Here is a 12,030-nt window from a genome sequence, read left to right on the forward strand (position 1 = left end):
CCTCCCTTCGAGGCCCATCCGCATGAGCACCCTCGCCCTGGTCCTGTCCCTGGCATTACAGGCCTCGCCGCCCGCGACGAAGCCCCTCCCGAAACCCGCCGCGCAGGCGGAGAAGAAGGCCCCCGCGGAGGACGTCGCCGCCGCCACCCAGGCGTGGCAGACCGAGCGGCTGCAACGCCTGACATCGCCGGACGGCTGGCTGACGCTGGTGGGGCTCACTTGGTTGAAGGAGGGCGAGCAGACGGCCGGCTCCGCTCCCGACAGCGCGGTGCCACTGCCCTCGTCGGCGCCGGCCAGGGCGGGGACCTTCGTGCGCAAGGGTGACACCGTGAGCTTCCAGCCCGCGCCGGGTGTGGCCTTCACGCTGGAGGGCAAACCCTTCACCGGCGGCGCGCTGAAGACAGACGAGAAGGAAGCGCCGGACGTGGTGCGGCTGGGCACCGTGAACTTCCAGATCATCCGCCGGAAGGACAGGCTGGGCGTGCGGATGAAGGATTCGGAGGCGGCGACGCGCAAGCAGTTCCACGGCATCCCGCTGTATCCGGCCAGCGCGGACTGGAAGGTGGAGGCGCGGCTGGTGCCGGACGACAAGCCGCGCATGCTCAGCGTGCCCACGGTGCTGGGGTACGCGGAGGAGATGAAGTCCGCCGGCACGCTCGTCTTCAAGGTGGCGGGCAAGGAGTACCGCCTGACGCCCGTGGGGGAGGAGGGCTCGGACGAGCTGTTCATCGTCTTCGGCGACGAGACGAACCACGACACGACCTACGGCGCCGGCCGCTTCCTCGAAGCGCCGCTGCCGGACAAGGACGGGCGCGTCGTGCTGGACTTCAACCGCGCCTACAATCCGCCGTGCGCCTTCTCGCGCTTCGCCACCTGCCCGCTGCCTCCGCGCGGCAACCGCCTGTCCCTGCGCGTGGAAGCCGGCGAGAAGCGCGCGGGAGAGCACTGACCCCTCGAAACGCCTCCGCCCGCTTCCCTCCAGGAGGGAAACGGGCGGCGTGGGGGGCGTCATCAAGCTGAAACCTCAGAGCTGGATGGTCTTCTCCACTTCCGCCATGCGGAAGCGCGCCATCGCCAGGTTCGCGTTCGCGCGGTGCAGCGCGATGTAGAGGAACAGGCCTTCGCGGGCCGCGAGCGGACGGATGATGTGGTACTGCTCGCCCAGGGTGATGAGCATGTCCTCGATGCGGTCCTTGATGCCCAGGGCCTTCATCGTCTTCAGCTTGGCGCGCATCACCTCCGTGTTGCCCGCCGCCGCCGCCTCGACGTTGAACCCCGCGGATCCGACACTTCCCAATGTCATCCCGCTGTTGGCATCCGCGAGACAGACCGCGAACGCCCCTTCAATCTTCATCGCCTCTTCCAGCGACTGCTTCACGTTCGCCATGACTTCACCTTCCAGTAGGACGGGGGGACCGGCTGGGGACTGCGACTGCGGAACGGCAGGCTGCGTCTGCGTGGTTTCGGCCGTGAGCTCCGCCAGGTCGAACGTCAGCTGGCTGGAGTAGGAGCGCGGCTGCGGCACGAAGAGGGCCTGCGCCTCCGTCAGTCCGCAGAGCGTCTCCAACTGCACCGCCAGGTGGCGGCACAGCACGTCGCGCAGCGTGTCGCGCGGCACCAGGCCCCACGCCACCAGCGTCTCGCAGAAGTTGCCGCCACTCTTGCGGCACTCCGCCATCACCTGCTCGACGTCCTCGCGGCTCACCAGCTTCGCGTCGATGAGCGCCGTGGAGAAGCTGCGCGAGCCCGGGCCCGTGAGCACCGTCCACGCCACCTTGCGCTCCACCACGAAGATGCGCCCGGAGACCGTGGTGGACTTCACCACCACCTCACCGCCCAGCTTGCTCTCCAGCGCTTCGTTCAACACCGCCCGGACGACCTGACGGGGCTGGGACACCACGTTTCGGGGAGCCGGATTCATTCGGGAGTCACAGTGACCGTCAGTGTTGGCGCGGTCCGTCAAGGGGGCGGGGCTGGCGAAACAATAAGCAACTACGCTGCATAATGGCAACCCAGCTGTAAAATTCAGGGATTTGATGACTCCCCTGGGGTTGGTGGAACCCCGTACAAACGTCTGAGTGTCTTGTATCGAAGAACCAAAGACAACGGAACAATGCCAGCGCAGCAAAAACCCGGCGCATGCGTCCGACAGCGCAATGCGTCGAGGGGATGCGGGGTTGTCCCCTCAACATTTTCCCTCTGAAACAGGGGCAGGCAGGCCTCTCCCCGGGGGGGAAAATCCGATGCTCCGCGCGGCACGTAGAACCCCCCAGAGCGCGTGAAGCACCCTGGGGGGCTGGGTCCTATTGGACCATGTTTCGCCCTGTTGGCCGCTCAGTGCACTGGGGGTGCGCGGTCCGCGGTGGCTTGCGGGGCCAGGGGCGACTCCAGACGTGGGGCGATGCCGTCCTTCAGCTGACGCAGCACGGCGGCGCAGAAGGCCTCCAGGTCATCCGGCTTGCGGGACGTGATGAGGTTGCCGTCCTCCACCACCTGGCGGTCCACCCAGCGCGCGCCGGCGTTGATGAGGTCCGTCTTGATGGAGGGGAACGAGGTGACGGTGCGCTCGTCCGCGATGTCCGCCTCCACCAGCATCCACGGCGCGTGGCACACGGCGGCGATGGTCTTGTCCGCCTTGAAGAAGTCGCGCACGAAGCCGACCATGGCGATGTCCATGCGCAGGTGGTCCGGCGAGTAGCCGCCGGGAATCACCAGCGCGGCGAAGTCCGCGGCCTTCACCTCCTTCACCGCCTTCTCCGTGCGGATTTCCGCGCCCTTCTTCCCCTTGAGCGTCTTGCCGGCCTCCACGCCGATGACGACGGGCTCGTGGCCCGCCTGCTTGAGCGTGTCGAAGGGCACCTGGAACTCGGAGTCCTCGAAGTCGTTCGCCACGATGAATGCGATGCGCGCCATGGAACTGCCTCCCGCTGGGCATTGGTGTCGTTGAACCCGCCCGAGCAAGGTGCCCACGACAGGGGCCGCGACAACGCCACCCCGCACCGTCTTCCAGTCCCGAATGCGCTCGGCTGCCCCCCTTCCAGGTCGGTAGGCCGCGTTCACCAACGCTAGATTGTCGCCATGCGCTCCCGACGCCTGCTCCTGCGCGTCCGGCGTTAGCTCACGCTCTCCGCGCTGTAGCGGGCCAGCAGGCCCGTGCGCACCGCGTAGCGGTAGACCCGCTGGAACACCCAGCCCGCCAGCACGATGTCCAGGAGCGCCAGCGCGAAGCCCCAGCCGAGCGTGGCGCCGGAGAACTCGCCGCCGGCCACCAGCGTGCGCACGCCCTCGAAGACGTAGGACGGGGGCAGCAGCTTCGCCACCCACTGCATCCACTCCGGCAGCGTGGACAGCGGGTAGAAGACGCCCACGAACGGGGACAGCAGGCTGGGGATGGGCCAGACGAACCACTCGGACGCGGGGCCCAACCTCAAGACCATCGCGCTGCTGAGGATGCCCAGCGCGATGCCGAAGAGGAACAGCACCATCACGAAGGGGATGAACATCACCCCGTAGGCGGCGAAGGACAGGCCGAACACCGTGGTGGACAACAGCAGCATGACGACGAGGCCAATGGCGCTGGTCACGATGCTCGTCAGCACCAGGCCGCTCACGTACTCCGTCAGCGTGAGCGGCGTGGCGAAGACGTTGAGGAAGTTGCGCGACCAGACGTCCTCGAAGAAGCCCGTCGTCAACCCCTGCATCACGCGCGCGAAGAAGTCCCAGAGCAGCACCGCGCCCAGCAGCGCCGGCACGAAGTCGTAGCCGGAGGACGTGACCTGGTTGAGGTACCGGGTCATGAAGCCCCACAGCACCATGTCCACGGCCACCCAGGCGAACAGCGGCACCACTCGCGCGAAGTTGCCCCTGTAGAGATAGAACTGGCGCAGCGCGATGCCCGCGACGTGGTTCAGGTTCATGGCGCTTCGTTCCTCTCCAGCGCTAGCGGCTCGTTGGCCACGGCGATGAACAACTCCTCCAGTGACGCCTTGCCGTGCTCGCGGGGCAGCGTCTTCGGGTCGCCCTCCAGCAGCACCCGTCCGCGCGCCAGGAAGAGGACGCGGTCGCAGACGGACTCCACCTCGTACATGTTGTGGGACGTCCACAGCACGCCGCTGTTGCCCTTCGCGGCGAAGTCACGGATGCGGGTGCGGATGTCCAGCGCCGTGGCCGGATCCAGCGACGCGGTGGGTTCGTCCAACAGCAGCAGGCGGGGCTCGTTGAGCATGGCCTTGGCCAATGACACACGGGTCTGCTCGCCGGAGGACAGCACGCCGCACTTGGTGTCTCGGAAGCGCTTCAGGTCGTACTCCTCCAGCAGCGTCTCGATGCGGGCGGACAGCCCCTTCACGCCGTAGATGAGGCCGAAGACGCGCAGGTTCTGGGCCACGGTGAGGTTGCCGGGCAGGGGCGAGTAGACGGCGGCGAAGTTGGTGCGGGACAGGGCCTTCACCCGCTGGGTCTCCAGGTCGGTGCCTTCGATGGCGATGGTGCCGGAGGTGGGCTGGAGCACGCCCAGGAGCATGTTGATGGTGGTGCTCTTGCCCGCGCCGTTGGGTCCCAGGAGCCCCACGATTTCGCGGCGGCGCACGTGGAAGGAGATGCCGTCCACGGCCGTGTGGGCGCCGTAGGTCTTGCGCAGGGCCGTGACGGAGAGGACCAGGGTGTCCAGCGAACCGGATTTCATCTGGGTGCTTGCTGTACCACGCGGACGTCTCGCCGCCAGGGCGCACTTCCGGCGGGAGGCAGGCGGGCGGGGCCTCGGGGCCCGGAGACGAAAAGCGGACGGTGCCCGTGCACGGTCCACGCGAATCTGGAAAGCTTCGCGCCCCTTCCTGGCCCCAGTGGAGTCGCCGTGCTGCTGGAAGTACCTATTTTAATAGGCCTAATGGTGGCAGCCATCGCGCTTGCCATCGCCGCCAAGCGGGCCAGCGTGCCGTACAACGTCGCGCTGGTGCTTGGTGGCCTTCTCATCTCCGTCGCACACCTGCTGCCGGGCGTGCCCCCGCTCAACCCGCAGGTGGTCTTCCTCATATGCCTTCCGCTGCTGCTCTTCGAGGGCGGCATCATGGCGGACCTCAATGGCATCCGCGCGAACGCGGTCCCCATTGGCCTGCTGTCCACGCTGGGGATGGTGCTCGCCATTGGCGCCACCGGCGCCGCGCTGCACTGGATGCTGGACCTGGCGTGGGGGCCCGCGCTGCTGCTGGGCTCCATCCTCGCTGTGACGGACACGGTGTCCATCCTCTACGCCTTCCGCCGCGCGCCGGTGCCCGGGCGGCTGGCGGGCATCATCCAGGGTGAGAGCCTCTTCAACGACGGCACCGCGCTGGTGGCGTACACGGCCATCGCGGCGGTGGTGGCGGGCGGTATGGCGCCCTCGCTGGGGTCGCTGGGCGGCCATGTGCTGCTCGCGTCGGTGGGCGGCGCGGTGGTGGGGCTGGCGCTGGGCCTCCTGGGCGGCTTCATCATCCGGCGCGCGGAGGATCCGCTCGCGGAGATCATGGTGACGACGGCGGTGGCGCTGGCGTCCTACGTGATGGCGGAAGAGGTGCACCTGTCGGGCGCCATCTCCGCGGTGGTGGCGGGGCTCGCGGTGGGCGTGACGCTGCGGCGGGAGGTGCCGCCGCAAAGCCAGGTGGCCATCCACTCCTTCTGGGAGTACGCCACCTTCGGCGTCAACACGTTCCTCTTCCTCTCCGTCGGTCTGGACACGCGGCCGGAGGCGCTCCAGGGACACCTGCCGGGCGTGGGCATCGCGGTGGTGGCGGTGGTGCTGGGGCGCGCGGTGGCCATCTACCTGCCCTTCCTGCTGCTGCGTCTGTTCAAGCCCGCGGAGACCCTCCCGCTGCGCTGGCAGCACGTGTTCCTGGTGGGAAACATCAAGGGCGCGCTGTCCATCGGTCTGGCGTTGGGTCTTCCGGAGAATACGCCCGCGCGCGAGCAGATTGTCTCCATCGCGTTCGGCGTCACGCTGGTGTCCATGGTGGGCCAGGGGTTGATGCTCACGGGCGCGCTCAAGGCGTTGGGGCTGTTCCAGCAGGACGCGGTGGCGCTGGAGATGGCGGAGCAGCGCGGGAAGCTCATCGCCAGCCGCGCGGCGCACGTGGAGCTGGAGGCGTTGCATTCGCAGGGCCTGTTGCCGCGCGCGGCCTATGAGCACCTGCGCAGCGAGTACCAGGTGAACATCGCCCGGGCGGAGCGGGAGCTGCGGCGCATCAGCGAGCAGCACCTGGCCGAAGGGGCGAAGGACCTCTTGAGCACGCGGCGGCGGCTCATCGACGCGGAGCGCACGGCGTTGCAGGGCGCGCGGCGCAACGGGCTGATTCCGGAGGCGACGGCGGAGGAGATGCTGGCGCAGTTGGACGCGCGGATGTTGGGCCTGGAGAAGGTGCTGCACGGCGGGCACGCGAATTCGGAAGGCAAGGAGCACAAGGCGTCATGAAGATCGTCATCGCGGGGGGAGGACGGGTGGGCGGCGCGCTGGCGGCGCGGCTCGTGTCGGAGCAGCACTCGGTGACGGTCATCGAACGCGACGCGGGCATCTGCTCGCGCCTCTTCGAGGAGGTGGGCGTGGTGACGGTGTGCGGTGACGCCACGAATCCGCGCGTGCTGGAGGCGGCGGGCATCGGGACAGCGGACGTGGCGGCGGCGGTGCTGGCGCACGACCCGGCGAACCTGGCCTTCGCCATGCTGGTGCGCGCCACGTCCAGCGCGCGCCTGATGGTGCGGATGCTGGACACGAACTACCGCGACGCGTACCGGCTGGCGGGCGTGAAGGAGCTGGTGGCGGAGGCGGACGTGGTGGTGGCGAAGATGACCACCGCCATCGACTTCCCGCAGGTGTCCGGGTCGCTGCCGCTCAGCAGCGGCGACGCGCTCCTCTTCGAGCTGGCCATTCCCGCCCGCGCCCGGGTGGCAGGGCAGACGGTGGCGCAGGTGCGCGGCATGGAGGGCTTCCCTCGCGAGTGCATCTTCATCGCGCTGGTGGATCCACAGGGCCACACGGCGCTGCCGGAGGGCAACACGCAGCTGAAGGCCGGGCACAACGTCATCCTCGTGGCGCGCCGCACGCAGGTGGCGACGGCGGTGGAGTTCCTCACGTCGGAGCCGCCGCTGGGCGAGGGCCTCGCTTCGACGCTGGCGAAGACGCTGCGCAAGCTGGACTTCCTGGCGCCCCTGAATGACGACGAGTTGGAGGCGGTGGCGCGCGGCGCGGAGCTGCTCCAGACGCCCGCGGGCACGGAGCTGTTCCGCCAGGGCGATGCGGGCGAGACGTTCTACGTGGTCATCTCCGGCGAGGTGGCGATGAAGGACGGCTCACGGCAGACGGTGGCCACGGTGAAGCAGGGGGGCTTCTTCGGAGAGCTGGCCCTGCTCACGGGCGAACCACGCAACGCCACCGCCGTCACCGCCACACCGTGCGAGCTGGCCGCCGTGGGCCGCGAGGACTTCCGCGGCGTCATGATGGCCAACCCCGCCGTCGCGCTGGAGATGAGCCGCATCCTGGGCCAACGCCTGTCACGCCTGGGCGGACAGGTGCAGTCGACGAAGCGGCGCGGGCTGTTCGGCCGCTGAGAAAGACTGGTGCGCTACGTGGACCGCCTGAGGCGCCCGCACACCGCGGACGCCGCCAGGAAGCCCACGCTGAAGGCGCTGCGGAAGCGGTCGTAGAGCGCGCCGACTCCGGGCACGTTGGCGATCATGTCGCCGAAGCTCCACATCTCCTCGTGCGCGTGGATGAGCGGCAACACCTCACCGCCGTCCTCGCCGCGCTGGAGCGTGAAGTCGTACACGAGCAGCGTGCGCAGCGGGTACGTGTAGAGCCACGCGAACTGCTTGAGGTTCATCACCCCGTCCACGATGGCCCGCCCGCTCTTCCCATCCGGCTCCAGTTGGACGTTGAGCTGGAAGATGTCGAAGTCGAAGTGGAACATGCAGTGGAAGCCCGCCGCGCCCTTGCGGTACGTCTCCTTGCCGCCCCCCTTCTGCCAGGGGTCGGTGAAGGTGACGTCCTCCGCCATCATCGGCAGCAGCTCCGCGTCCAACACCGATGCGGGGATGGACGTCGTGTAGAGCAGCCGCGTCACTTCCCGGAAGCGCGCTTCCAACTGCTCGATCAATGCCTGCTCCGCCTTGCGCATACGTCCCCCCTGCCCGCTCTCGGACCGCGCCTGAAGGTAGGCACGGGCCTGGGACAGGGGAAGACGGGGTGCGTCAGCCGCTCAGCTCCGTGAGGAGCTGCGCCGCCTGGTCCTTCACGGTGGCGTCCGCCGTGCCCAACGACTGCGCCTGCCTGGCGTGCCGGGTGGCTTCCGCTCGGTCGAACGGCTGGGTGGCGCGCGCCAGGTTCAGGTGCGTGAGCGCGTCCTGGGGGTTCGCCTCCAGCACCCGCTCCAGCAGCACGCGGGCCCGCGCGTGGTCCTGGTCTCCCATCAGCAGGCGAACCAGGTCGTTGGTCGGGCCGGGCTCGTGGGGCACCACCGCCACGGTCTCCTCCAGGAGCTTGCGGGCCTCGGCGCGCTCGCCCAGCGCCTCGTGCGCCTGCGCCAGCGAGTGACGGATGTCCCACTGATTCGGAGCGCGCTCGAGGGCCTCCGCGAAGAGGGCCTTCGCCTCCGCCAGCTCCCCGGCCAGCATGCTCGCCAGGCCGTGCAGGTGGACGTAGCGGATCTGCGCCGGATCCAGCTCGCGCAGCTCCAGGATGGTGCGGCGGGCCGAGTCCTTGCTGTTGGCCTGGAGGTAGAGACGGAAGAGGTCCTGCAACACCGCCACGCGCGTGCGGCCCTGCGCGTTCTCGAGCGCCCGCGTGGCCGCCGCGATGGCCGCCCCGATGGCGCCGTTCGCCGCATGCGCGCGCGACAGCATCAGGTGCGGCAGGGCCTCCTGGGGCGCCAGCGCCGAGGCCTGCTGGAAGTGCGTCACCGCCGCCGCCGTGTCCCTGCGCTGCACCGCGATGCGGCCCAGCTCGAAGTGCGGGTAGACGCTGTGGGGCGCCACCACCTGCGCGGCCTCGAAGGCGGCCTTCGCGCCCTCCAGGTCGCCGCGCTCGGCCAGCAGCGTGCCCAGGTTGAAGCGCTCGAAGTAGCCGGCGGTGGGTGCGGCGGCCAGCGCCTTGAGCGTCACCAGCGCCACGGGGTCTCCGGCCTGCGCCTTGAGCATGGCCAGGTGCGCCTGCGCCTCCGTGTTGTCCGGCTGCACCTGCAGCAGGCGCGTCACGGCGCCTTCCGCCTCCTTCGCGGCGCCGGTGCTCAGGTGGGTGCGCACCAGGCCCATCAGACAGTCCACGTCCTTCGGGTCGATGGAGAGGCCCTTCTGGAAGCTCTTCACCGCCTCCGCCGGCTGACCCTGCTGGAGCGACTGCCCACCCTCTTGCGCGTACCTGGATGCCATGGTCCCCCTTAACTACCACGAGCCTCCAGAATCCCCGCCTCCCCGCCTGCCCCTACCGGCGCAGCGCGGCCAGGGCGACACCAGGGACCTTCCACCAGGACGGGGACTGCTCGAATTCCACCAACCGGCGGCCCAGCGCCGCCACGCCCTTGTGACCCGGCACCCACGGAGGCGAGGGCAGCGACGTGAGCGGGGCGCGCAACACCGCCTTCTCGATGGACTCCAGCATGAACGTGTTGTGCACCCAGCCCTGCCCGCTCTGGATGTCCCGGGCCGACGCGGACGGATGGCCACCCCAGGGCATGCTGCCCAGCGCGTACGCCGCCGCGGGCCAGGTGTTGAGGGCCACCGTGCCGTAGCGCAAATCGCGCACCGCCTTCTCCACAGCCGCGCGCACCCTCGGGTCCCGCATCGTCTTCGGGTGGACGATGAGCGTCACGTTCAGCGTGCCCCACACCTTCTCGTTGAGGAACGCCACCGCGGCCTCCAGGAAGGTCACCGGTTCGTCGGAGCCCGGCAGGCCCGTCTCAGACAGCACCGTGCACCAGGGCTCGTTGCGGAAGACGCGGTCGTCCGTCTTCGAGGGATCCACGTCTGGAATCAACGCGTAGGCCAGGTCGCCCTCGCCGGGGTTGCCCACCAGCCGCAGGTTGGGGCGCGCGTCCGTGAACTGGTGCCAGCGCTCCTGCGCGCCCGGGTAGTACGCGCGGCGCACGGGCGCATGGCCCAGGCTCGCCTGGATGCGGTCCATCAGCGTGCCGCGTTGGAGCCAATCCTTCGGCTGCACCAGCAGCTTCGCCGCGTTGCAGTTGAAGGACGCGTTGTTGGCGACCATGCCGGCGATGTCGTCCGCCTGGAAGCGCAGCTCGCCGTCCGAGTACGGCCCCGGCACCACCACCACGGGGGAGATGTTGCCCAGCTCGCTGGAGACGTGCTTCGCGAGCAGCGGTTCGTTCTTCCGGCGGCGCTCGTCGGACTCCGGGCCGGGCGGGCCCCACACGAGCGCGTCGTGGGTCTTGTCGCTGCCGGTGATGTGCAGCTCGTCCACCGCGTCGTGGTGGACCAGCTGCGCGCCCTCCTCCGCGCCGCCGTACATGATGGCCAGCGCGTCGCGCGCGATGAGCGGGGCGAAGGCCTGCTCCAGGAACGGGCCCAGGTACGCGTTGACGGGGTTCATCTTGAGCACGCAGGCGGTGCCCTCGACGAAGAGCTTGTAGAGGCAGTCCATGGGCGGGATGGAGTTGACGTTGCCGCCGCCCAGCACCGCGCAGACCCGGCCCTTGTGGGGCTTTCGGTAGAAGGACGCTTGGTGTTCGCGCAGGTTGGCCGCGGTGACGCCGGGCTGAAAGTAGACCTCGCCCGTGGTGCCGGGCAGGAGCATCCCCTCCAGCCTGTCCCGGGGGAACAGCCGCGCGGCGAGCCGCCCGTCCTCCAGCGTGCGCAGGTGCTTCGCGGGGATGACGGGCGCGCCGTGCTTCTGGATGTCCTTCAGCGCGTCCGAGAGCAGGCGCAGGTTGCGCACCACCACCATGGGCCCGGCGAGCCACTCCTCACCCGCGAGTGGACCGCCGGGGTCGATGCCCTTCGCCTCGCAGGCCGCGCGCACGCTCGGCTCCGCGATGGCGACGTACGCGTCGCGCAGGTCCCCCAGGAGCCGGATGCGCTCCGGCAGAGGGAGCTTCGCCCACGCGCTCGAGCCCTCACGGACCCGGCGCACCAGGATGTCGATGGTGGTGCGTGACGTGTGCTGCGGGACGGCGGCGGACATGGCGACCTCCGAGACAGGCTTCACACCGGGTCCCGGTATAGGGAACCCCCGCGTGCGCCGTCACCGAGGGGCCGCGCCCTCCGTCCTCAGGAGGGCAGAGGCTCGGCCAGGCCCTTGCGGATGGCCTCGTCGATGACGGCCATCACCTTCTTCATGCTCTCGCGGCTGCGCGCCGCCTGCTGCTCGCCCAGCTTCCCCTGCTGCTCGCCGAGCTTCCCCTGCTGTTCACCCAGCTTCGACTGCTCCTCGCCGAGCGCCTCCATCTTCTTGCTGAGCTCCTCCTGCTGCTTGTCCAGGCCCTCCAGCTCCTGGTCGAAGGACGCGTCGCGCTTGTCGAGCTCCGCTTCCTTGCGGTCGCGCTCGGGGCCGTCCGCGAGCGAGTGGAGGCGGGCGCGTTCCATGGCGATCTCCGCGCGCTTCGAGGCGATCTGCGACATGGGATAGCCAAGCTCCGCCTGCTTCTGGCCCAGCGCGGCCTGCTGCGCGCCCAGGGCCGCCTGCTTCTCACCGAGCGCGCTCTGCGAATCGCCCAGCTTCCGGTCGTCCTCCATCAGGTTGCGCACCTGCTCCAGCGTCTTCGCGTCGCGGATCAGCATGGGCTTGTTGTCGCGGCGCACGAAGAGCAGGTCCTTGCCCTTCTGCTTGAAGGTGCGCGCCAGGTACAGGTCGTCCGTGCTGCCGGCCATCATCGTGCGGCCGTCGGAGAGGTACGCGAAGGTGTCGCCGTCCTCGATGCCCATGTCCGGCGGAGGCGCGGGCGGTGCGGGAGGACGCGGCGCGGCCGCGAGCATGGGGGCCATGGGCGCCACCGGGGGCACCGCGCTCCGGACCGGAGGCGCGGGCGGCACCGGCGGGGTGGGCCTGCCACCGAC

The 12,030-nt window shown here is 69.5% G+C and carries 10 protein-coding genes and 1 pseudogene; 3 read left to right on the plus strand and 8 right to left on the minus strand.

What is annotated here, in order from left to right; all coding sequences use genetic code 11:
* The first annotated feature begins 22 nt into the window (after positions 1-22).
* Positions 23-949 (plus strand): DUF1684 domain-containing protein, encoded by a 927-nt coding sequence (locus D7V77_RS35400; RefSeq protein WP_120580683.1) that lies wholly within the window; start codon positions 23-25, stop codon positions 947-949.
* A gap of 75 nt (positions 950-1,024) precedes the next feature.
* Here the strand turns inward: D7V77_RS35400 and D7V77_RS45165 are convergent, their stop codons facing one another.
* From D7V77_RS45165 to D7V77_RS35420, 4 genes are all read right to left on the minus strand, one after another.
* Complete coding sequence (locus D7V77_RS45165) at positions 1,025-1,921, minus strand: hypothetical protein (protein WP_120580684.1); 897 nt, start codon at positions 1,919-1,921, stop codon at positions 1,025-1,027.
* Positions 1,922-2,334: 413 nt separating this feature from the next.
* A complete protein-coding gene (locus D7V77_RS35410; protein ID WP_120580685.1) occupies positions 2,335-2,913 on the minus strand; it encodes a type 1 glutamine amidotransferase domain-containing protein in 579 nt (192 codons plus the stop codon).
* A gap of 200 nt (positions 2,914-3,113) precedes the next feature.
* Complete coding sequence (locus D7V77_RS35415) at positions 3,114-3,917, minus strand: ABC transporter permease (RefSeq protein ID WP_120580686.1); 804 nt, start codon at positions 3,915-3,917, stop codon at positions 3,114-3,116.
* Entirely contained in the window at positions 3,914-4,684 is a 771-nt protein-coding gene (locus D7V77_RS35420) for an ABC transporter ATP-binding protein (RefSeq protein WP_120580687.1), read from the minus strand. The genes D7V77_RS35415 and D7V77_RS35420 overlap by 4 nt, the downstream gene beginning before the upstream one ends.
* Positions 4,685-4,885: 201 nt before the next feature.
* On the opposite strand from D7V77_RS35420, the gene D7V77_RS35425 reads away from it, so the two are divergent.
* Positions 4,886-6,442: a cation:proton antiporter gene (locus tag D7V77_RS35425; RefSeq protein ID WP_217276292.1), complete on the plus strand. Its 1,557-nt coding sequence runs from the start codon at positions 4,886-4,888 to the stop codon at positions 6,440-6,442.
* A complete protein-coding gene (locus tag D7V77_RS35430) occupies positions 6,439-7,575 on the plus strand; it encodes a cyclic nucleotide-binding domain-containing protein (RefSeq protein WP_120580689.1) in 1,137 nt (378 codons plus the stop codon). Before D7V77_RS35425 ends, D7V77_RS35430 begins: the two co-directional genes overlap by 4 nt.
* 14 nt (positions 7,576-7,589) lie before the next feature.
* Here the strand turns inward: D7V77_RS35430 and D7V77_RS35435 are convergent, their stop codons facing one another.
* From D7V77_RS35435 to D7V77_RS35450, 4 genes and pseudogenes are all read right to left on the minus strand, one after another.
* Positions 7,590-8,141: a hypothetical protein gene (locus D7V77_RS35435; RefSeq protein WP_120580690.1), complete on the minus strand. Its 552-nt coding sequence runs from the start codon at positions 8,139-8,141 to the stop codon at positions 7,590-7,592.
* A gap of 73 nt (positions 8,142-8,214) precedes the next feature.
* On the minus strand, positions 8,215-9,390 hold the full coding sequence (locus D7V77_RS35440) for a tetratricopeptide repeat protein (RefSeq protein WP_120580691.1): 1,176 nt from the start codon (positions 9,388-9,390) through the stop codon (positions 8,215-8,217).
* Between the two features lie 52 nt (positions 9,391-9,442).
* Positions 9,443-11,158: an aldehyde dehydrogenase gene (locus D7V77_RS35445; RefSeq protein WP_120580692.1), complete on the minus strand. Its 1,716-nt coding sequence runs from the start codon at positions 11,156-11,158 to the stop codon at positions 9,443-9,445.
* 86 nt (positions 11,159-11,244) lie between these two features.
* Positions 11,245-12,030 (minus strand): annotated as a pseudogene (locus tag D7V77_RS35450) (biotin transporter BioY); the annotation flags it as partial.

It is taken from the genome of Corallococcus sp. CA041A, from assembly GCF_003612075.1.
Lineage (GTDB): Bacteria > Myxococcota > Myxococcia > Myxococcales > Myxococcaceae > Corallococcus > Corallococcus exiguus.